We start from the raw sequence: 21123 nt of genomic DNA on the forward strand, positions 1-21123 counted from the left end.
AGGAACGGCTTGTCGGTATCACGCTGCGGTGTCGGGAAGTAACTATCTACTTCATCCATCAGTTTCCAAATAGCCCCACACCACTTGCAATCCCTCTGTCCACAGCCGCACTCCAGGGCTTTTAATGCGGATCCGGCCACAATCGGAATCTCATCCCCGGGAAATTCGTATTCGCTTAACAGTTCCCGTACTTCCATCTCGACTAATTCCATTAATTCATCGTCATCTACCATGTCTGCCTTGTTCAGAAATACTACAATGTAAGGCACCCCTACCTGACGGGCCAGCAGAATGTGCTCCCGGGTCTGGGGCATTGGACCGTCTGCTGCGGATACTACCAGTATGGCCCCGTCCATCTGGGCTGCTCCGGTAATCATGTTCTTTACGTAGTCGGCGTGGCCCGGACAGTCTACGTGCGCGTAGTGACGGGCATCGGTTTCGTACTCTACGTGCGCCGTATTAATGGTAATTCCTCTTTCCCTCTCTTCCGGCGCATTGTCAATCTCATCGTATTTCTTTACTTCAGCTTTTCCCTGGGTTGCCAGGATGGTGGTGATTGCCGCTGTCAATGTAGTCTTGCCATGGTCTACGTGACCTATGGTACCAACGTTTACGTGGGGTTTCGTACGTTCAAACTTTGCTTTTGCCATTCTCTTATTCCTCCTTGATTAAAAACTGATTAATTTTTTTATTATAGTTTTATATGAGCCTTTACCTTCAGGCAAGGCCAAAATACCAAAATCAAGCAAATAACCAGCTAAAGAACATTTTTACCCGGACGGTGCTAAATTATGTAATTTCCCTGGTTTTGTTTAACTCTAATGGTAGAAAATTTTGATTATTAAGTTGTTTTTATTCTACGTATCCTCAAAAATTCCTTCCTTGGCTATGGAAAAAAACAGGGAACAAAAAACCTTGTGGCTTTACCACAAGGCTTATATTAACTACAATGGTGGCGGCGCAGGGATTCGAACCCCGGACACTGCGGGTATGAACCGCATGCTCTAGCCAACTGAGCTACGCCGCCATTCAAGTGGAGCCGCTAACCGGGATTGAACCGGTGACCTTATCCTTACCAAGGATACGCTCTACCTACTGAGCTATAGCGGCATGTATTTATTTATCCATCTAAAATTTAGCTTAAAAAATTAGCGGTAAAACTTAATCCGCCAATTCATTAACTTTATATTTGGTTGCGGGGGAAGGATTTGAACCTTCGACCTTCGGGTTATGAGCCCGACGAGCTACCAGCTGCTCCACCCCGCGACATTATGCCTAGGTCTATATTATACATTAGGCATTAAATTTATGCAAATATTTTTAATTTGAACTTTTTAATGGTGGAGGGAGAAGGATTCGAACCTTCGAAGGCTGAGCCGGCAGATTTACAGTCTGCTCCCTTTGACCAACTCGGGCATCCCTCCGGAATAAATGGAGCCGACGATGGGACTCGAACCCGCAACCTGCTGATTACAAGTCAGCTGCTCTACCAATTGAGCTACGTCGGCATTTCGACGACTGACAAAGTTCATTATACAATGTTTCTGCCGTTAGGTCAATAGCTTTTTCAGTGCCAATTTTTGTACTTTTAGCAGAAACTAGTTTTCTCTTTTTTCCAAATATCTTTCCAACTTCCTTTTTACCCTCTGCAGGGCATTATCAATAGACTTAACATGCCTTTTCAAGTCAACGGCGATTTCCTGATATGATTTACCTTCCAGGTAAGACATCAGTACTTTCCATTCTAACGAACTAAGAATTTCACCCATTTTTTCCTCGATATCGTCAAATTCTTCCCGGCTGATAATCAGTTCTTCCGGGTCTGTTATCTTTGAACCGGAAATAACGTCAAGCAGAGTACGATCGGAATCTTCGTCATAAATAGGCTTGTTTAAGGAAACGTAAGAATTTAAAGGAATGTGCTTTTGCCGGGTAGCTGTTTTTATGGCAGTAATGATCTGCCTGGTAATACATAACTCAGCAAAAGCGCGGAATGATGAAAGCTTGTCGGATTTGAAATCACGGATGGCTTTGTAGAGTCCAATCATGCCTTCCTGAATGATATCTTCCCTGTCTGCTCCGATTAAGAAGTATGAGCGAGCTTTGGCCCTGACAAAATTCTTGTACTTATTGATCAAATATTCTAGAGCGGCATCATCACCTTCTTTGGCAAACTCTACGATATCTTCGTCCAACATTACATCGAAGGTATCAAATACTTCTCTCTGAGCACTTAAACTCATCTCATCGCCTCCGCTCTAGATTTTCAGAAATTCCAATCTATTATCGGGATTTCCGATGGAAAACTTAAGCGTAAATACACATGATAACAGGAAGCTATCGGAACAGTTATTTAATTTAAAAGGTAAATTTTCAAAAAAGAACAAAAGTTTCTATCCAAACCCCAAGGAAACTTTTGTTGATATCCGGAAATCATGCTTTGACGTTATCCACAATTTTACCTCAAAGTATAATTTCCTAAATATTAAAACAATGTCGGCAAGTAAAAATTATGGTCCATCCATTATTTAGCCAGAGATTGTGTATGTTGGGACAAGCCAATTTACATAACTTATTATACCTAATGACTACCCTATAGTCAACCCATTGCCCCGCAAAAATTACTGCTGCTCTAAGTATTAAAATACAGTTTAATTACTACCTTTTTTCTTTAATTTTCATTTCTGCCGCCTAATCTTTTCCAGGACTGCTTTTATATCGTCATTCAACCTTGTCCCTAACCGTTGATCATTTGAATGAACCATTTCCTGAAGTTTTTCTTTCTTCTCCGCCGTCAACCTGGTTACCTCTTCGACCAATTCCCTCGCCGGCATACGGGCAGCCCCTTTGCCGAAGATAAAGCTTTGCTGCGACCAGTCGGAAGTGGCCACTGCAACCCTGCCTTCCTTGATGTACATAGATACAAGTCTTTCAATTACTGAATCAGCCGTTTCTCCCTCCTGGCTGTAAATTACTTCCACGCTATTCCGGGTCTCACGGCCTCCCAAGCCGCCTTTTACCAAATGAGCATCAAAGACAACTATTATGCGGCAATTTCTCAAGACCCGGTATTCAGCCAGTATATCTATCAATTTATCCCTGGCATGTTCCAGTTCTTTATCCATCAGGCCTGCCAATTCCGGCCAGGCGTGAATAATATTATAGCCATCAATGATCAAAATGTCCTCCATTACCGCTCTCCCATTTGCCTCTGGCGCAAAACTTCATAACAAAGCACCGCGGCCGCCACGGAAGCATTCAAGGAGCCGATTTTCCCCTGCATCGGCAGCCGCACAAGAAAATCACATTTTTCCCTTACCAGCCTGCTGATACCTTTTCCCTCGCTACCAATAACCAGAGCTAAAGGCCCCTGCAAATCGGCCTGCCACAGATTCTGTGGCGCAGCGGCATCAGCTCCAACCACCCAGCAGCCTTTCTCTTTTAAATATTCAATAGTCTGGGCCAGGTTCGTTACCCGGCAAACAGAGACGTACTCCACGGCTCCGGCAGATGCTTTAACCACGGCAGGGGTAATCCCCACTGCTCGTCTCCTGGGGATAACCACACCGTGTATTCCGACGGCGTCCGCCGTTCTTATTATGGCGCCAAGGTTATGAGGATCTTCCAATTCATCCAGGAGCAATATAAAAGGATCTTCCCCGTTTTTTTGGGCCGTTTCCAGTATATCGTCAATATCTGCGTACGCTTTCATGGCAACCAGGGCGATAACCCCCTGGTGGTTGCCCTGCACCAGCTTATCAAGGCTGCGTTTGTCCGCTTCCTGAACAGGGATTTTTCTTTGCCGGGCAAGGTTTAAAATGTCACCGGCTCTCGTCGTTCCATGCTGCAACAGAATTTTGTTTATGGGTCTCTCAGCCTTCAATGCCTCTATAACGGGGTTTCTGCCATAGATTATATTGTCCAAAAATAAGCACCTCTAATTTTCTTTTTCAGCGGCTTTAATTTTCTCCAGCCTTCCGCAGGACATCTTGCCCTCGTGGCATATGCCTTGCGTGATACAATCGGGCCCTGCATTGGAAAACAAAATGGGCGCTACCCGACGCACTTCCGCCAGCATGAGGTTGGCCAGTTCCCGTATTTCCCACTGTGCCCGCTCACAACACCTGTGCCGGAAAAAATTATACAGGGATCGGGCATTTAATGTGGCAACCAGCTTTGTTTCACAGGCATTTGGCAGGACATACCGCGCATCTTCATGGTGTACTAAATCGGCCAGTTCCTTATATGCCTCATTAATAATTTTCATTGTCCTGGTAAAAATGGCTTCTGCCTCGAGATTATTCTTTACACTGGGCGGGATAACATATGCAAAGTCCTCAAATTTAACGTAGCGCTGAGATTGCTGGGAATAGGACGCGATCCGGTGTCTTACCAACTGGTGAGAAAGAGCCCGACTGACCCCCTCGATGGCAAAAGTGAATGTAACATGCTCAATGGGCGACCAATGCCCCATCCGAACCAATATATTTAAAAATTTAGCCACTTCCTGGTCGGTAAGATTATCAAGTAGATCTTCGGCCCCTATCGGGGAATAACAGAGGCGCGCCGCTGCCGCCACGGTTTTGTCGGGATCAGGGGTGTAATTAATCAGCTTTACCTTCATCAAAACCCTCCCCATCGTTTAAGAATTCTTTTTCACATTCTTGCCCTTCAACCAACCTGACAGCCAAAGCAAAAATCTCCTCCAGCCGCTTAGTCTTTCCACACAAATACAAATAACCGAAAAGGGACTCAAAAGCCGTACCGTACCGGTAATCTATCACTCCCATGTTCTTGGGGACGGTACCGGACTTTGCGTTTCTGCCCCGTTTGACCACATCAACTTCATCAGGAGCAAGCTTGCCTTCCAAAGCATGAACTATCTTTGCCTGCGTCGCTGCATTTACGAAGGCAACAGACCTTTTGTGCAGTTCACTGACCTTGGTTAATCCCCGACTAATTAAATATTGTCTTACGTATACTTCATAGATGGCGTCTCCTATATAAGCCAGAACAAGGGCGGGCATTTGCCCCGGAGATGTTTTTAATTCCTTTGTCATTGAGCCCTCCTATTTTCTTTTCCAGCGAGCGCCCTGGGGGCTGTCTTCAATGATTATACCCAATTCATTTAATTTATTTCTGATTCCGTCGGCGGTGGCCCAATCCTTCCTGGCCCTGGCTTCGCTCCGGATGTCGAGAATTATCTGCATCAACCGGTCAACAAGGCCCGCATCGCCCTGGGTTCCCCTTTTTTCAAATAAGCCCAGAACCTGGCCAAGTTTCATAAAAGTATCAAAAACCTGTTGCAGGGCCCCTTTAACCCCCTGAAGCAGTGCGTCGCCTCCTGCCGATGTGGCGGCATGGATAAATGCATTGCTGTCCCGGGCCAGATCAAATAAAACAGCAATAGCTAAAGCAGTATTAAAGTCGTCATCCATAGCTTCCTCGAAATCTCTTACTGCTTTCTCCCGGGCTCTCAGCAAATCGGCTAGAGCCTTTTCCAATTCGGGGTTTTCTACTTCCCCGAATTTATTAGTTTTCAGTATACTCTCAATATTATCGAGAGCATTGTGCAGCCTGCTCAGGCTTTTCCTGTTCATTTCCAGCTTGGTATCGTCAAAATCCAAAGGGCTCCGATAATGGGTAGAAAGCATGTAAAACCTGACAACTTCCGGATCATACTTGGCCAAAATCTCCCTGACCGTAAAAAAGTTCCCCAGGGATTTGGACATTTTTTCTTCGTTGACGGTGATAAAACCGTTATGCATCCAGTAACGCGCAAAAGGGCCGCAGCCGGCATAGGCCTCCGCCTGGGCAATCTCATTTTCATGATGTGGAAAAATCAGGTCAAAGCCCCCGCCATGGATATCAAACCCCATGCCCAGGTACTTATTGGCCATGGCTGAACATTCGATGTGCCAACCGGGACGGCCTTTTCCCCAGGGGCTGTCCCAGGCCGGTTCGCCCGGTTTTGCCGCTTTCCAAAGGGCAAAGTCCATTGGGTGGCGTTTCCTGGTATCCACATCCACCCGCGCTCCGGCCTGCATATCCTCAAGGGACCTGCCGGAAAGCTTGCCGTACCCTTTAAAACTTTCCACGGAAAAATAAACGTCTCCGTCCAGTTGGTAAGCGTAACCGTTTTTCATAATACCCCGGATCATCTCAATAATCTCATCAAGATGCTCACTGACCCTGGGGTGAACGGTAGCCTCCCGCACACCTAATGCCGCAGCATCTTTGAAATATTCTCTGATATATTTGGCGGCCAGGGTTATAGGATCGGTATTTTCCTCCCGAGCCCGGTTAATTATTTTATCGTCAATATCGGTAAAGTTCTGCACATAGGTAACCTGGTAACCTTTATACTCGAAGTACCGGCGGACAGTATCAAAAACAATCAAAGGTCTGGCATTACCCAAATGAATAAGGTTGTACGTAGTGGGTCCGCAAACATACATATCTACTTTCCCGGGTTGCCTGGGGATGAATTCTTCCTTTTTCCTAGTGCAGGTATTATATAGCTTTATGGTCATACCTGTTCTGCCCCTCCTCCAATTCATGTATCCTTTGCTCCATGCGCGCTATTTTCCGCTGCATACATAGCATCATTTCGGCAACAGGGTCCGGTAACTGGTCATGGTGCAGGTCTATCTTGGATTCCAGGTCCATATCGGCTATATTGAGACCTTCGCGTACCACTACTTTTCCGGGCACACCGACTACCGTAGTATTCGGCGGAGTATCCCGCAATACAACGGAACCGGCCCCAATCTTGGTGTTATCCCCTATTTTGATGTTCCCCAAAACTTTTGCCCCGGCGCTGATCACAACATTGTTGCCGATTGTAGGATGGCGCTTACCCTTTTCCTTTCCGGTACCTCCCAGGGTAACCCCCTGATAAATGGTGACATTGTTGCCGATAATGGTAGTTTCTCCAATAACCACTCCTGTACCGTGGTCGATGAAAAAGCCATCGCCAATCTGGGCTCCCGGATGTATTTCTATACCCGTCAGCCAGCGAGAAAACTGGGAAATTAACCGTGGCAGTACCACCAGCCCTTTCTTATACAGGTAATGAGCCACCCTGTGCATTAAAATGGCATGCAGGCCGGGATAACATAAAATGACCTCCAGCAGGCTTTTTGCCGCCGGATCCCGGTCAAATATTACTTTGATGTCATTCCTTATACGCCTAAACATTTTTTCCTCCCTGCCTTCATCCAATTGTAAAGTCTAAATTAGTATTGTAATAAAAAAACCCTCCATTCCCTACAGAGACGGAGGATTTCCGCGGTTCCACACTGCTTGGGCCTAAGGCCCCACTCGGGCAGCCAAAAATAAAGCTGCACTATGCGTGATAACGGACACAGCCGGCACAACCTACTTTAATTCGGCGGCGCAACTCCGGGGTGCATTCATCCTGACCTGAAGTCTAAGGTTGCTTCCAGCCCATGGCAAACCTCTCTCTGTAAACTGTATCAAGACTACTTGTCCCCTTCATAGTTATTAGGTTTGATATGAATCCTTTTTGCTCTCTACGCAGTTTTACAAATGCTTACTTTAGATTATACACAGTTTAAAAGTTGCTTGTCAATTACAACTTGGCCTGGCTTGAGGCCAAGCGGGCCAGGGCTTTTTCCTTACCTAATATGGGTATGATATAAAATAACTCCGGACCATGGGTCTGCCCCGTAAGCGCTACCCGGAGAGGCATATACACCTTTTTCCCGCCCAGTTTTAGTTCTTTTGTCAAGGCCTTCAGCATCTGTTTGGCGGTCTCCGGAGTCAATTCTTCCAATGCGGTAATTTTTTCTTTAAACAGCTCCGCCACTCTGGGAAAATCCTTGTCAAGCAATATGTTTTTAGCCTCTTCCGATTCAAAATCAAAGTCTTCATTAAAATATATCTTCACATGTTCAGTAATTTCCGCCACGTAAGACAGGTATTCCTGCACCGAAGCAACTACCATCTTTAGCCATTCAGAATCGGCCGTTACCTGGTCCGACACATAACCTGCCTCCTTCAGGTAAGGCAGCGCCATAGCAGCAATCCTTTCCACAGGGCTCTGCCTGATGTAATAACCATTCAACCAATTCAGTTTATCCAGGTCGAAAACGGCGGGGTTTTTAGCCACCCTGTCCAGAGAAAACTGTTCTACTAATTGCTCAAGAGAAAATATTTCTTCCTCACCTTCGGGAGACCATCCGAGGAGGACCAGGAAATTGACCAGCGCCTCCGGTAGATAACCCAGCTTCTCATATTGTTCGATGGCCGTAGCCCCGTGCCGTTTGCTCATCTTGCTCCTGTCCTTGCCTAAGATAAGAGAAACATGAGCAAACTGGGGAGCCTGTAAACCCAAAGCATCATAAATCATTAACTGCCGCGGCGTATTGGAGAGGTGTTCTTCACCCCTCACCACATGAGTAATACCCATCAGAGCATCATCAAGGACTACGGCAAAATTATAGGTAGGTATCCCGTCAGACTTTACTATTACGTAGTCCCCTATGCCATTGCTCTCAAAAACTACGTTTCCTCTTACCAAGTCCCGCACCACAATATTTTCGTTTTCGGGAACCCGGAAACGAATAACGGGTTTACGACCTTCCGCCTCATAGCGGGCCCGGTCCTCTTCCGTCAGATGCCGGCATTTGCCCAGGTAACGGGGCATCTCTCCCTTGGCCAGCAGCGCCTGTCGCTCGGCCTCCAATTCTTCTTCCGTGCAGTAACAATAATATGCTTGCCCTGCAGCAAGCAACTTTTGAGCATATTCCCTGTAGATGTCAAGCCTTTCTGTCTGCCGGTAAGGCCCGTTGCTGCCGCCTTTTCCTATGCCTTCATCCCAGTCGAGGCCCAACCATTCAAGGGCCTTAAGAATATTTTCTTCTGATTCCCGGCTGGACCTTTCTAAGTCTGTATCTTCTATCCTGACGATCATTGTCCCGTTATATTTTCTGGCCAGAAGCCAGTTAAAAAGCGCCGAACGGGCGCCGCCAATATGTAAAGGTCCTGTGGGACTTGGCGCAAAACGGACACGAACACTTTCCATCAATGTGAAACCCCCTACCGATATTTTGTCTGTATATATAATATCTCATTATACCATTTCCTAGCACCGATGAGCAACTGATATTGGTGAAGTGAGGTGAGGCTGTCTTCTCAAGGCTACTGCTGCCACGGTGAAACAGCCGTTGACCTGCAGATGCCGCTGTACCGGTGCAACAACTGTTGCACCAAGGCTACGCCTTTCTTCAACCAAGGAGGGGTGGGTGGGGTTCTCCGCTACCAAGGAGCTTGGTGCTGCAAAACCTGGCCAGGCAGGCAGCGTTCCCGAACTCGATGGCTCATGTTGCATTTCTCAAAAGCCAGGCCGCCTCCCGTCCAGCCACTCAACTTGACTTGAGTGCCGGACTTCCCGGCGGCCTTCGCCATCTTCGAACATGCGGGAACTCCCTGCCTGCTTGGCTGCGGTTTTGCGGGCGCAGTCGCTCCTTAACGGTAGCCTGAGAACCCCACCCACCCCTCCTTGTTGCTGGTAGGCGTTGTACGGTGAAACAACCGTCGCTTTAAGGAAAACAGAAGATACCGCTATGGAGGTAAAACAATAAGTTGCGACTTGGTGGAGGGCGGATAGACAGTGTTAACGACAGTGAAGGCTTGAAATCACTGTTTCCGGCACGGACGCCGGAAACCCGGCCATGAGTCACGGATGACGATTTGGCCGGGTTCAGTGATTTCAACTGAACGGAGTTTACACTGTCTCCGCCCGTAGCCTCGGAGCAACGGTTGTTTTACCTCCATAGCGGTTAGCGGACTTCCTGGCCAGGTTTTGCAGCACAAAGCTCCCGGGTAGCCGGGCACCCCACCTTTCCTGCCGTAAACACAGCCTGCCGCAGCCGCAACCGCAGGAAGGCGTAACCTCGGAGCAACGGTTGTTTTACCTTCCCTTTTTTATAACCCAAACCAAGCCCGTATCTTTTCTATTAACCCGTTCAGAGCATCAAGGATTTGCTGCAGGATTGACTTGACTTCTTTGTTTTGAGCTATCACATCATCCAGTTTTGTCTTCAGGTCCTGCAACTGGGAAGAAATGTCCCGGATATTCAAATCAAGTTTGCTGATTTTTTGCATCAATTGAGTGATCTGGTCAATTTGGGCCGGTGTCAGGTTAATATTTAAGTCACCGGCAACATTGATGATTATTTGCTTTATCTGCTCCGGATCCGTTACTTTATCAGCGATGACCCGCTCCTTTACCTTTAACATCAATTCAGTTGCTTTTTCCTTGCCGATAGCTTCCCCCAACTCTCCGGTTCTGACCAGTTCTTCGTTGGCAGTCTTCTTGGATTCCTCGTCAAGCTTTTGCCCTGTAGCCGTTTCAAAAGCCTTGAATATTCCGGTAAGGGCAGCAGTTCCTGACACCGGGAAAGGCGCTGCCGCAATTATCCTGGCGTCCTTGACTTTGGCGGTAACCACGGCATTTTCAAACATATCCGTGGTTACCCAGGTAATATTATGAGTTTGCACTGTCACTCCGCTACCCGCCGGTAATACCTCTACCATGGCTGAAGATATGGCCCGAGAACCAATTACCTTATTGGGAACCAACCCCTGCAGGTAACGCCGCTCTTCCGCATTGGTTACTTCTATCAGGGGAATTGCCGTATCTTGTAAATTAACACCGAATTTCCGGGCCACCAGCGCCTTTTGTTCGCTGTTCAGGTCTGCCCCAAAAGTAATAACCTGCGAAGTATCAGCATAAGCCACAGCCACAGGCACTAGGAAAAAGCATACAATGATAATGGTTAAAGAAATAGATCTGCGCAGCAAGAAATGAGTAAACATTGACACACCTCCTAATACTTTGTCCATCCTACATTTATATTTATTTACCAATGCGAAAATGTAATACAAAAAATTATATCCTATTTTTCAAACGGCCGTTGGTGGGATCATGCTGTTAAAACAGTTACCCCGCTTGTTCTGACATTTATGTTGGTACAAAACATACGGACTGAACTTGCCGCTCCATACGGGAATTACCCGTCAGCAGCTCTTTTATTATTTGGGTGGTTACTGATAGGAATTATTATAGCAACCAGCATCGCAGTTATGCAACCGTCTCATTGGGACGAACTTCCAACAGTGAATGTTTCCGAAAGGCGGCGAAACATGCTGGGCTATTACAATTTACTTTTACGATCCGGCGCAAAAAAAATGGCAGCATGGGGAGTTCCTTTATCCCTATGCTGTCATAGACCGCTGTTATCGCCAAAGGAAATTTTTAATGTGCTCATTGCAGCCGCCGGCCGAAAAAGGCCTTACATTTTTCAACAGGGTATTCCCAGAATGAAATTCAGAGGCGGACCCTTTTCCATTCGTTCATGGGCTATGAGGAACAGGCACAAATTTAGCCCGTATACGTCTCGCCTGCCAATGGAGCGCCAATGTTTTTTGATAAGCTGCGTTTAAAGGTAACCACACTTAAGGGATAAAATACTACGATTAAGCCTGCCAGGTACAAAATACTGGACCCGATAACCTCCAGACCCACTCCCTTTAAAGCTATATCCCGCAAAGCATTTACAAAATAGGTCAAGGGCAGAATGCGGGCTAAAATCATGACAGGTAACGGCATAGCCTGTAAAGGCCAGGTAAAACCGGAAACCAAAAATGAAGGTACCGCAATTAACATGGACGTTTGGGTAGCTTCCAGCTCGTTTTTGCAGACAATGGATAAAAATACCCCTAATGCCACCAGGGCAGTAACAAATACAGCGCCTAAAAGCAGAGTCAATAACACACTGCCTTTAAAAGTCAACCCAAACCCAAAAATCAAAAGAGCCAGAATAAAATTCAAGTTGGCATAATTAATCGCTACGTACGGCAAACTTTTCCCCAAAATATATGCGCCCGTTTCAGCCAGATTCATGTGTGCCAAATGCCTATTGTTTTTTTCCCTGGTTAAAGTTATCGAAGTAAATAATAACAATATTTGCTGGATAGCCGTACCCAATAAACCAAAAAGGAGGAAATTAGAGTAACTAAAGGTGGGATTATACCATATCCGGGGCCGAAAACTTATGGGCAGTACCGTTTTTTGAGCTTTTTCCGGCAATACCCCGGAACCCTCAATGGTTTTTATGCTGACCCCGGCAGAAAGAGTCTGGACAACCTCCAGCGCCGAACTGACCACGGCGTTGGAGATGATCATGTTTGTCCCGTCTATGCATACCAATATTTCAGAGGTATGCTGCTTTTTCACATCCTTCATGAAATCCCTGGGAATGACTATACCGGCCCTGGCCTTTCCCGTATCCAGCGCCTCCCTTAATTCTTCCTGACTGGCAACGTTCCCGACAATGTTAAACCTGTCGGTATCACGGAAGCTATCCGTTACCATCCGGCTTAAAGATGTATTGTCCTGGTCCCAGATGACCGTATCAATATGGTTAACTACATTTTGCCAGTAAAGAAAACCAAACAGCACCAGATATAAGATGGGGCCGCCTATAAGAACCAATAAATCGCGTTTTCTGGATAAAAGCCCCGTCCATTCTTCTCCGGCCGCTTCCAACAAAATTCTTAGCATGGCAAGGCCCCCTACCGGCTAAAATTGACCCGGACCGACTGTCCAATTACAGCCTCCCGGACCTTAGCCTTAATTACCACTTTTACGCCATAGGCAAGGATATCACGGTCATCCCTTTCACCGGTTGCCCTTTTGGCAGCAAAATCAGGTTTCCGGTTAATCCATGCCACTTCTCCCGGATATGTTGTCCCGGTGGGTAATTCCACCTCCACTTTCTGGTGCAGGGAAACTTTGTCCAAATCTGTCTCCCTGACCTTTACTTCAACCCACAGGCTATCATCAGAAGTTATGGTGGCAATGGGCATACCGGTAGAAATTAACTCTCCGTTCTCCACATAGATAACCGATACTTCCCCTGCTGCAGGAGCTTTGATTTCGGTGTCTTTTAAATAAGCCTCCACTTCTTTTAATCCGGCCAGGGCCTGTTCATATTTGGCCTTGGCCGCAGCAACGTTCATTTCCGCAAGGCTGGTCTGCAACAAACCGGCATTGGCCTGTTCCAGACTGGCCTTTGCCGATTCCGCCATAGCGGCCGCAGCTTCAATATCCTCTTTTCTCGCCCCTTCCTTGGCCATCTTCAGGGTTTCTTCGGCAACCTTTAACTGGGTATCTACTTCATCCACCTTCTGCGCAGCCACGGCTCCTTTGGCATAAAGCTTATGCACCCGTTGGGAAGTTTTCAGCCAAAGGTCATAACTCGCCTGAGCCTGGGCTATTTCCTGAGTCCTGGCCCCGTTGCGGGCTTTCTTAAGCTGAGCAACACTGGCCTGATAGGCACCCATGGCCTTGTTCACGTTTGTCTGGTTTACCTGCCGCTGTAATTCGACAGCCAGGTTAGCCTGATCCAACTGGCTTTTGGCGGCATCTACCAGGGCCTGGGCCTGAGCTTTTTTGGCCAGCAGTTCTTCATCAGAAATTTTCGCTATAAGTTGGCCCGCTTTCACCTTTTGCCCCTCGGAAACATAAAGCTTCACAATTCTACCAGGTATTTTGGAATTTATATCAACTTCCTTGCCTTCCAGCGTTCCCGTCACAACCAGGCCGTTTTCGGCATGTACATTACGGTTCAGTATAAAACCGGTCAATGTGCCAATGGTTATTATCAGAGCTACGCTAATTAACGCTACTCTTTTTTTGTTCATCCCATGTCGCCCCCCTTAGAGACCCTCACCAATACTAAACAGGTAATTAGCTTTGGCCAGATTATAACTGTAATTGATTTCAATTACCTTCTCTTCAATGTCAAGCAGCTTTTCTTCAGCGGCCAGAACTTCAACAGTGGTACCTGCCAGGTCCTCAGCGTTTAATGCTTTAAGTATGGGCGAAGGTATGCCGTATCCTTCCCTGTACCGGTATTCTGCAATAGATGCGCTCTCCCTGGCCTTTTCAACGGTACCGGTAACAGATTCCTTCATCAGGGATGTGCTGTGCAGGTTTTGGTATGCCTCACGAATTTCCTTCTCCACTGTTGTTTTTTGCCTGTTTAACTCAATTTCTGCCTTGGCAACCCCGATTTTGGCCTGCTCATAGTCTACCGTGCCAGGCCCCAGATACTTTTGGGCTATTTCGAAACCCAGTTTGGCAACTTCCAGTTCGCCTGCCGCCTTTTGAATCTCCAGACGTTTTTCCAACCCCTGTTTTAAATCCCGCTCCAAATCCGGCCGTAAAGAGTCCTCTTTCCATTCTGCCAGTTCTAATTTGACAGTTTGGTCTATTCCTATGGTGGCTTTTAATTCCGTTTCCGCATTTTCCGCCTCCATGCTGGCTTTCTGGTAATCCGCCTTCATCAGTTCTGCCTGAGCCCTGGCCAGCAGAAAATCATCCTTCGGTCGGAAACCGACTTCATAAGACTGCTGAGCCGCTTCGGCCTGCCTGACAGCTCTTTCATAGGCCAGCTTTTTGACTTCCTCAATTTTGCGATATTTTATGGCATCAAAATACTGTTTGCTGACCAGTAAAGAAATCTTTTGCCTGACCACCTTTTCCGCCAGTTTAGTTATTTTGAGACCTGTTTCAGCCTGTTTCTCATAAAGATAGGCTATTTTGGCATTTTCATAATTATCTATTCTGTACGGCTCCGCCTCTTTTAAGGCAGCCTCAATTTCGGCAATCTGAGCTGTCAGATAGTCGTATGTAGGCTTGTAGGCCGGGTCGTTAGGATCAGGAATCAGAGCCAGTTGCTCCCGCAAGAGTCTGAGCATATCTTCACCGTATTCGGCTTTATCTTCCGCGTCTTTAATCTTATCGGCATAGTAATGGGCTTTTTCAAAATCCTGTTCCCGCATTAAAACATCCTGACTGATTGCCTTAATCTCCGGGTGGTTTTCCATCGCCAGGTTTACCGCTTCCTGCAGGGTCAATTTTCGGACTTTACCGGATTTGTTAGCCGTAGTACCATAAGCTCTGTCATATACGGTATCCTTAACATTTCCCGTTCCGTTCAAGGCAAATCCTGAAAAAGCCGACAAATTATAATTACCGGAATTATTATCCTGTCCGGCCATACTGATGCCCGCCGTCAGGCCACACAACAAAATAACCAGTAAAATTATTGCCGTTTTTCTTCTCCTGTTCTGATATGCCACAGTTATTCCCTCCTGCTTGCAATTCCCTGGAAATATATTTTAAGCGCTGATTCTATAATTTTTTCTACGGATAAATTTTTGTCCTCACGGGCTTCCTTGAAGGTTTCCACCGTTACAACACTGAAAAATGCACGGGACGCAATAGTGGTATCTATTTCGGGGTCTACGAGGCCTTTTGCTTTAGCTTCATTAATCGTATTTTCCACCAGAACCGTTACCGATTTATTTCCCTTTTCTTCATAAAGCCGGCTCCCCACAGCACGCCTCAGCTCATGGGACATTACCCGGATTAAGTCTTCATATTCGTGACAGGTTTGCAAATACTGCCTGAATATTTTTTCCAGCTTCGTCAAAGGGTCATCCAGCGGTTTTATCACCCCGCTCAATCGGGCCATCAGTTGTTCATCGGCCTTTCTTATAATTGCTGCGAGCAATTGCTCCTTGGTAGGAAAATGAAGATAAATAGTTCCCCTGGCAATCCCCACTTCTGCGGCAACGTCATTGAGGTTGGTGCCATAAAAACCCTTTTCTGCAAACATGCGCCGGGCAACGTTCAGAATCTGCTCTTCCCGTTCCAAAATCTGCCGCTGCTTGAAGGAAAGTTTTTCAGTATCACCGCGCATATTTTCACCTCAGTACATTTTTATGACGCACGTGTCACGTTATGACTTATTTGTTATTTTACCCTCTTGACAATTTGCCGTCAATAGCCAAAGGCGTATTTTCAAAAAATTTTTCCCCCAAGAGAAAATAAAATTATTTGACTTAAACCCACCCACCCCTCCATAAAAAAACAGCGGATTAAACCAGAGCCCCGCTCCGGAAAACATTTAACCTCCCCAAATTTGCCAGAATAACCTTTGTCCATAATCTGAAAGCGGGCCGCAAAACACGGCCCGCTTCCTATTTGTTGATTTTTTTAATTTCTTTGAAAACCAAATCAATTATCTGCGGCATTTTTGCCTGCAGTTCCGGAGTAAGCTCCATACCCCAGTCAAAAGATTTGGGCTGTACTGCAATAATTACCGTATCAGGCAGTTTGCCGATAAGCTTCCCCATTTGCAGCACTTCCAGTAACCCCAATTGATGCACCGAAGTTTCTATATTGCCGGGAAATCCCGTAACATCGTCAGGCTTAAACCTGAATAAGGTACCGGGTTTTTCTCCGGCATTCACTGCATCCACTACAATCATGTGACTGTAATCCTCAATCAATGGAAGCAGTTCCAACCCGGCAGTTCCGCCCTCAATAACGTCAACGTTTTCCGGCAAATTCATCTTTTGCAGGGCCTGGATAACATGAATACCCACCCCTTCATCCTGGAGAAGGATATTGCCCACTCCCAAAACAACGATTTTCTGCAAACCCATTCACCTATTCTTCGTCAGCAATTCCCAGCATCATCAGCTTCACAGCAGCAATCGATTCAGTGAAACTGAGATAGAAATGGATACCGGTAAATACAATAAAGAACCACATCATACCATAATGAATTACCCGAACACTGGCTATGCCCCCCAGGAAATCAACAACGCCGCTTAAGGCCACCGGCCAATAAAGGGCAAAACCGGTAATCCCCTGGAAGATGATGGCAAAAACAACCACAACGTAACTCATTTTTTGCAACGGGTTGTATTTCCCTGTCTGCACATGGGGGCCTATAAAAAGGTAGTATTTTATCATGGGCCAGATGTTTTTAATGTCCTGTTTGGTAATAATAAACTCCCGGCCATCACTATACTTGCCAAAAACGGCATAATATATCCGGGCCCCAAGGTTCAGTAAAATAACGTACATGAACACAAAGTGCAGGAAACGGGCCAACCACATATATCCGCCGGTAAAAGGGTAGTGGATATAAAAACCGGTTACGGTCAGCACAGCCATACTGATCAGGTTGATCATATGGAAAAACCTGTGTGGAAACGGATGGTCAGATGCTTTGGCCATTGTGCTTCACCCCTAACTGATTTTGAATTTGAGAATTTCGTTGGTGTTAGGTTCAATGAGGTGAACGGCACAGGAAATGCATGGGTCAAAAGACCTGATTACCCGCGCTAGATTAATGGGGTTCTTCGGATCCGGAACAGGAACTCCGATTAACGCCTCTTCAACAGGTCCCCGTTTGCCTTTATTATCCCGTGGGGACAGGTTCCAGGTAGACGGAACCACCATCTGGTAGTTGGCAATCTTCTTGTCCTTAATGTCGATATAATGAGCCAGCGCTCCCCTGGGAGCTTCCAGTAAACCCGCTCCCTGAGCCGATTCAGGAACTTCCCAGTGCGCCGTATCGTGGATTCTCACTTCTCCCCGGTTCATTAAACTTTCGAGTTCGTCCAGCCACTCAACCATCTTATGAGCAAGCATGATAGTTTCCACGGCTCTGGCAGCATGGCGTGCCACAACACCTGGCTTAATTTTATATTTCTCAACCAGGTCCATAAATGCTTTTGGCTGCATAACCATCATTCTGGCCAGCGGTCCTACTTCAAGGATCTCGCCGTCATACCTGGGCGCCTTGATGAAGGAATAAGCGTCAGGCTTGTCCAGCTTGTGCTCGGTATTCCCCTTCAGCGGTGTCAGAGGCTCTTCCACGGCATACCAAGCGTACTTAGCTTCCTCGGTAATCTTGTCTATATTTACTTCCATTACCTGAGACAGGTTACCGTTCAGGATGAGACCCCGCTTAAAGAACAGGTCTTTACCTTCAGAGTCTTGTGGGAAACCACCGAAAGCCAGATAGTTCGGCTTACCTCCGCCCAACCCCGACTGTGCCAGCGGTAAAAGCGGACCGGTACCAAAGGCAATTACATCTTTGTAGTAAATGTTCTCCAGGTACTCAATTTGTTCCATCAATAGGGAGCGGAACTGAGCAACCAACTGCGGGTTGGGGTAACAGGTTACCCCTCCTACAATAATACTGGACTGGTGGGGTTGCTTACCACCGAACAGAGCAGACATTTTCTTGGCTTTGGCCTGCATTTCCAAAGCCTTCAAATAATGAGACACGGCAACAGTGGCCAGTTCGGGGTCGTTAACACAGTATTGGTCAGGTTCGTAACGCGGAGTCAAAGGTGCGGCATCTCCGGCCTGAACCAGCTTAACAATTTTATCTTTTACGGCCAGAAGCCCGGGATCATTTCCCTTGTAGTTGGCAACAGCCATTACATCAATATAATCGAGAGCGCATAAATGATAGAAATGGAGCGGATGGTCATGCAGCCACATGGCTCCCAGCATCAGGTTTCTCAAAATCCTTCCTGCGTCGGGAACCTGCGCCCCGAATGCATCATCCAGCGCCAGAGAGGAACCCCAGCCATGAGATCCGGCGCAAACGCCGCAAACCCTTTCCGTTACATAAGTGGCATCCCGCGGGTCTTTACCCTGCAAAAGAACTTCCCAGCCCCTGAACATAGTACCACTGGACCAGGCATCCTTGACCACGCCATTCTCTATTTCCACTTCCACCCTAAGGTGGCCTTCAATTCTCGTCACGGGATCAATTACAATTTTTTGTGCCATTAATCCCTACCCCCTTTACCTTTCAGAGTTTGGTCCTTTGCAATTTCCCTTTGGTTATTGGCAGACTTGTTCTTCACGGAAACAGCTTCTTTTTCTTCTTTCAAAGTAAGGGGTTCATTATGGCTACGTTTATTTTTAGATAACCTTCCTGCAGCCACACTTCCCGCCAAGTGAGCACCAAGGCCCACGGCCGTAGCGCCGCCTAAAACTTTACCGACAGTATCGGCATTAATACCGGCAACACCGGGCATCATGAAGTTTTCCTGTTTAACGTAAAGCGGCGCAAATCCGGCATAGTATTCGGGTTGTGTACAGCCTGAGCAGGGAGAACCGGCATTTACACAATAACTGGCCCCGTCATTCCACCATACCTGCGGGCAATCGGTATAGGTCTTGGGCCCTTTACAGCCTACAAGTAGTAAGCACCAGTCCACCTGTTTAGGGTCATTCCAGTCGGTCAGAAAATGACCGGCTTCAAAATGCCCCCGTCTTGGACAGTTGTCATGGTGCAATTTGCCGTAAAATGCCAGAGGGCGATTATATTTGTCCATTTGCGGTAGGTTGCCGGTAGACAGGTAATACAGCAGGGTAGCTACAAGCCTGCTGGGCTTACCGGGACAACCGGGGAGATTGATAACCGGCTTGTCTTTAACAATACTTTGTACACCGACAGATTTAGTCGGCGCCGCGGCATTAATACCGCCGTATGCAGAGCAGGTGCCAAAAGCAATAATTGCAGCAGCCTTTTCCGCAGTTTTCAGTAATGTCTCTCTAAACGGTTTACCCCCAATTACACAGAAACGGTCGTCAACGGTCGGAATGGAACCTTCAACAACCAAAATGTAATTGCCCTCTTCCAGGGTTTGTTCCAGGGCATGCTCGGCAACATCGCCTGTGCCGGCCATCAAGGTTTCGTGATACCTTAGCGATATGGTATCCAGTAGAACTTCAGCAGTACCGGGATTGAGATTGGAAGCAAAAGATTCGGTACAGCCGGCACAATCTTGCCCCTCCAACCAGATTACAGGGGGTTTTTTTGCCGCTTTTTCAGCGGCTGATACAAATTTAGGGACCATGGTTTCACTAAGACCCAAAGCAGCAGCCGCAGCGCTGCAGAGCTTGATGAAATCCCTTCGGGTAACACCTTTGGCCCAAATTTTTTCAATAGACAATTTCTAAACACCTCCGCCTTCATTTCAATACATAACAAACAAACAAAAAAATTAACCCTTGTTATAAGACCTGCTACAATCTTGCCTGTGTCACCCCCTACACTTATTAAGTTTTTATGCGGAAAGCATTACTGACAGGTAACCGTCAGCAACCCTAACCGGCAGTTCGACAAGCCCGCTAATCCCCTCACCTTCCTGTCCGGAATTTCCAAGATAAAAGGCTTTTTGACAGATTGGGCACTGCAAAATTAGTCGCCCGGCATCGAAATGCATTAAAAAATGATCGTCCGGGCAATTAGCCAAAAACGCCTTAATCTTTCCTGTCTGAAAAGGTACGACCACTATCCCTTTAGTTTTTCTTATAAATAATTTCGGAACCTCAGTAAGTTCGTTTGCTGCCGTAAGCTTTGTCCATTCGCTGCTTCCACTGAATTCTTTGTAAGAATCAATAAATTTTCCCACCACATCGGTACCTATTTCAAGACCTTTTTTATATAAATAAGAAAAAAACTGGGCTCTGGATAAATCAGTTTCAGCAATCCTCTCTTTACCCACAGTAATCCCCTTCCCAGCAAAATACAAAAATTGCTACTATTCTTATTAATATCACAAATAGTCCGTTATTTCAACATAATTCAGAATTTTTCTCTTTGAAATTAATCCCAGGCTACACCGTTTACTACTACAATTTAAAGAAAAACGCAATTAACAAAAACCCTGGCAGTTAATTCCGCCAGGGCAAGATAGTCACTAATATCTTTTTGAATTAAGTTCTAACGCTGGTTTCTAGTTTTAATGTCAAACTTTATTTCCTGCGGTTTTTGTTTCAGATTAACCTCAGCTACCAGGTGGGGGTAGGTCAAGGCTTGCGTCACCACACTTCCCGGCTTGGGGTCGGTATATCTGACATAAACAGTAAGCTTGCTATTACCGTCAACAAGGCGTAAAGTAATCTTTTCTATTTCCACCCCGTACCCGCCCGTGTTTTTTCGGCCTCTGGTAATTACCGCATAAAAAGTTCCGTCATCGTCCACCAGCATGGCTTGTTCAATTTCCTTGTTATTTTCCAGAAAATTTTTTATCCGCTGTGGAATCTCTTTATCCTGCAGCACATGAAACCCTATATCGGATACCTTACTGATATCTACCTTATCTCCTTCGCCAGGTTGACAACCAATAACGGTCAACAGTAAAATCACTCCTGTTAATAGGCGAACTAACCTCATGCTATCACCCCGTTACACCAGTAGC

The 21123-nt window shown here is 46.5% G+C and carries 21 protein-coding genes, 5 tRNA genes and 1 other annotated feature; all 26 genes read right to left on the bottom strand.

Going from position 1 to position 21123, the window contains the following annotated elements; translation table 11 throughout:
- Nucleotides 1-650: GTP-binding protein (locus tag ACSNJE_RS14230; RefSeq protein WP_495252920.1), on the bottom strand; the 650-nt coding region annotated here is incomplete at its 3' end.
- A gap of 300 nt (nucleotides 651-950) precedes the next feature.
- Nucleotides 951-1027, bottom strand: a tRNA-Met gene (locus ACSNJE_RS14235).
- 7 nt (nucleotides 1028-1034) lie between these two features.
- A tRNA-Thr gene (locus ACSNJE_RS14240) sits at nucleotides 1035-1110 on the bottom strand.
- A gap of 80 nt (nucleotides 1111-1190) precedes the next feature.
- Nucleotides 1191-1266, bottom strand: a tRNA-Met gene (locus ACSNJE_RS14245).
- Nucleotides 1267-1338: 72 nt separating this feature from the next.
- Nucleotides 1339-1424, bottom strand: a tRNA-Tyr gene (locus ACSNJE_RS14250).
- 8 nt (nucleotides 1425-1432) lie between these two features.
- A tRNA-Thr gene (locus ACSNJE_RS14255) sits at nucleotides 1433-1508 on the bottom strand.
- Between the two features lie 90 nt (nucleotides 1509-1598).
- Entirely contained in the window at nucleotides 1599-2243 is a 645-nt protein-coding gene (gene sigH / locus ACSNJE_RS14260; protein ID WP_013119188.1) for an RNA polymerase sporulation sigma factor SigH, read from the bottom strand.
- 435 nt (nucleotides 2244-2678) lie between these two features.
- Nucleotides 2679-3191, bottom strand: a complete 513-nt coding sequence (locus ACSNJE_RS14265) for an NYN domain-containing protein (protein ID WP_495252921.1) — start codon at nucleotides 3189-3191, stop codon at nucleotides 2679-2681.
- Nucleotides 3191-3925, bottom strand: coding sequence for a 23S rRNA (guanosine(2251)-2'-O)-methyltransferase RlmB (gene rlmB / locus ACSNJE_RS14270; protein WP_495252922.1), 735 nt, complete (start codon nucleotides 3923-3925; stop codon nucleotides 3191-3193). Before rlmB ends, ACSNJE_RS14265 begins: the two co-directional genes overlap by 1 nt.
- Before the next feature lie 12 nt (nucleotides 3926-3937).
- Complete coding sequence (thyX, locus tag ACSNJE_RS14275) at nucleotides 3938-4627, bottom strand: FAD-dependent thymidylate synthase (protein WP_495252923.1); 690 nt, start codon at nucleotides 4625-4627, stop codon at nucleotides 3938-3940.
- Nucleotides 4605-5060: a Mini-ribonuclease 3 gene (locus ACSNJE_RS14280; protein WP_013119184.1), complete on the bottom strand. Its 456-nt coding sequence runs from the start codon at nucleotides 5058-5060 to the stop codon at nucleotides 4605-4607. Before ACSNJE_RS14280 ends, thyX begins: the two co-directional genes overlap by 23 nt.
- Nucleotides 5061-5069: 9 nt before the next feature.
- The gene (gene cysS, locus ACSNJE_RS14285; protein ID WP_495252934.1) at nucleotides 5070-6527 is read right to left on the bottom strand and encodes a cysteine--tRNA ligase; all 1458 of its coding nucleotides are present in this window, start codon (nucleotides 6525-6527) and stop codon (nucleotides 5070-5072) included.
- Complete coding sequence (cysE, locus tag ACSNJE_RS14290; RefSeq protein WP_495252924.1) at nucleotides 6514-7200, bottom strand: serine O-acetyltransferase; 687 nt, start codon at nucleotides 7198-7200, stop codon at nucleotides 6514-6516. The genes cysS and cysE overlap by 14 nt, the downstream gene beginning before the upstream one ends.
- 70 nt (nucleotides 7201-7270) lie before the next feature.
- Nucleotides 7271-7510: a binding site (T-box leader), on the bottom strand.
- Between the two features lie 84 nt (nucleotides 7511-7594).
- On the bottom strand, nucleotides 7595-9049 hold the full coding sequence (gltX, locus tag ACSNJE_RS14295) for a glutamate--tRNA ligase (RefSeq protein ID WP_495252925.1): 1455 nt from the start codon (nucleotides 9047-9049) through the stop codon (nucleotides 7595-7597).
- 309 nt (nucleotides 9050-9358) lie between these two features.
- Nucleotides 9359-9520 carry a hypothetical protein gene (locus ACSNJE_RS14300; RefSeq protein WP_495252926.1) on the bottom strand — a complete coding sequence of 54 codons (162 nt, stop codon included), beginning with the start codon at nucleotides 9518-9520 and terminating at the stop codon, nucleotides 9359-9361.
- 431 nt (nucleotides 9521-9951) lie between these two features.
- Nucleotides 9952-10845, bottom strand: coding sequence for a DUF1002 domain-containing protein (locus ACSNJE_RS14305; RefSeq protein WP_083436968.1), 894 nt, complete (start codon nucleotides 10843-10845; stop codon nucleotides 9952-9954).
- A 565-nt stretch (nucleotides 10846-11410) separates the two neighbouring features.
- The gene (locus tag ACSNJE_RS14310; RefSeq protein ID WP_495252927.1) at nucleotides 11411-12592 is read right to left on the bottom strand and encodes an ABC transporter permease; all 1182 of its coding nucleotides are present in this window, start codon (nucleotides 12590-12592) and stop codon (nucleotides 11411-11413) included.
- Between the two features lie 11 nt (nucleotides 12593-12603).
- Nucleotides 12604-13734 carry an HlyD family secretion protein gene (locus ACSNJE_RS14315; protein WP_474774418.1) on the bottom strand — a complete coding sequence of 377 codons (1131 nt, stop codon included), beginning with the start codon at nucleotides 13732-13734 and terminating at the stop codon, nucleotides 12604-12606.
- Between the two features lie 15 nt (nucleotides 13735-13749).
- On the bottom strand, nucleotides 13750-15177 hold the full coding sequence (locus ACSNJE_RS14320; protein WP_474774417.1) for a TolC family protein: 1428 nt from the start codon (nucleotides 15175-15177) through the stop codon (nucleotides 13750-13752).
- Nucleotides 15178-15179: 2 nt separating this feature from the next.
- On the bottom strand, nucleotides 15180-15800 hold the full coding sequence (locus ACSNJE_RS14325) for a TetR/AcrR family transcriptional regulator (RefSeq protein ID WP_052218939.1): 621 nt from the start codon (nucleotides 15798-15800) through the stop codon (nucleotides 15180-15182).
- Between the two features lie 280 nt (nucleotides 15801-16080).
- Entirely contained in the window at nucleotides 16081-16542 is a 462-nt protein-coding gene (locus ACSNJE_RS14330) for a HyaD/HybD family hydrogenase maturation endopeptidase (RefSeq protein WP_495252928.1), read from the bottom strand.
- Nucleotides 16543-16552: 10 nt separating this feature from the next.
- Nucleotides 16553-17128, bottom strand: coding sequence for a cytochrome b/b6 domain-containing protein (locus tag ACSNJE_RS14335; RefSeq protein ID WP_013119173.1), 576 nt, complete (start codon nucleotides 17126-17128; stop codon nucleotides 16553-16555).
- A gap of 12 nt (nucleotides 17129-17140) precedes the next feature.
- A complete protein-coding gene (locus ACSNJE_RS14340; protein WP_495252929.1) occupies nucleotides 17141-18700 on the bottom strand; it encodes a nickel-dependent hydrogenase large subunit in 1560 nt (519 codons plus the stop codon).
- Entirely contained in the window at nucleotides 18700-19872 is a 1173-nt protein-coding gene (locus ACSNJE_RS14345; protein ID WP_474774414.1) for a hydrogenase small subunit, read from the bottom strand. Before ACSNJE_RS14345 ends, ACSNJE_RS14340 begins: the two co-directional genes overlap by 1 nt.
- Before the next feature lie 114 nt (nucleotides 19873-19986).
- Nucleotides 19987-20427 (bottom strand): hypothetical protein, encoded by a 441-nt coding sequence (locus tag ACSNJE_RS14350; RefSeq protein ID WP_052218944.1) that lies wholly within the window; start codon nucleotides 20425-20427, stop codon nucleotides 19987-19989.
- A 218-nt stretch (nucleotides 20428-20645) separates the two neighbouring features.
- The gene (locus ACSNJE_RS14355) at nucleotides 20646-21098 is read right to left on the bottom strand and encodes a protease complex subunit PrcB family protein (protein WP_474774413.1); all 453 of its coding nucleotides are present in this window, start codon (nucleotides 21096-21098) and stop codon (nucleotides 20646-20648) included.
- Between the last annotated feature and the right edge of the window lie 25 nt (nucleotides 21099-21123).

This window comes from Thermincola sp. GK-1 (assembly GCF_059412445.1).

Bases quoted from the DNA above. Each gene is read 5' to 3' on its own strand.
- sigH (WP_013119188.1), bottom strand. From the start codon at position 2,243: ATGAGTTTAAGTGCTCAGAGAGAAGTATTTGATACCTTCGATGTAATG.
- ACSNJE_RS14265 (WP_495252921.1), bottom strand. From the start codon at position 3,191: ATGGAGGACATTTTGATCATTGATGGCTATAATATTATTCACGCCTGG.
- ACSNJE_RS14280 (WP_013119184.1), bottom strand. From the start codon at position 5,060: ATGACAAAGGAATTAAAAACATCTCCGGGGCAAATGCCCGCCCTTGTT.
- cysE (WP_495252924.1), bottom strand. From the start codon at position 7,200: ATGTTTAGGCGTATAAGGAATGACATCAAAGTAATATTTGACCGGGAT.
- gltX (WP_495252925.1), bottom strand. From the start codon at position 9,049: ATGGAAAGTGTTCGTGTCCGTTTTGCGCCAAGTCCCACAGGACCTTTA.
- ACSNJE_RS14305 (WP_083436968.1), bottom strand. From the start codon at position 10,845: ATGTTTACTCATTTCTTGCTGCGCAGATCTATTTCTTTAACCATTATC.
- ACSNJE_RS14310 (WP_495252927.1), bottom strand. From the start codon at position 12,592: ATGCTAAGAATTTTGTTGGAAGCGGCCGGAGAAGAATGGACGGGGCTT.
- ACSNJE_RS14315 (WP_474774418.1), bottom strand. From the start codon at position 13,734: ATGAACAAAAAAAGAGTAGCGTTAATTAGCGTAGCTCTGATAATAACC.
- ACSNJE_RS14325 (WP_052218939.1), bottom strand. From the start codon at position 15,800: ATGCGCGGTGATACTGAAAAACTTTCCTTCAAGCAGCGGCAGATTTTG.
- ACSNJE_RS14335 (WP_013119173.1), bottom strand. From the start codon at position 17,128: ATGGCCAAAGCATCTGACCATCCGTTTCCACACAGGTTTTTCCATATG.
- ACSNJE_RS14340 (WP_495252929.1), bottom strand. From the start codon at position 18,700: ATGGCACAAAAAATTGTAATTGATCCCGTGACGAGAATTGAAGGCCAC.
- ACSNJE_RS14355 (WP_474774413.1), bottom strand. From the start codon at position 21,098: ATGAGGTTAGTTCGCCTATTAACAGGAGTGATTTTACTGTTGACCGTT.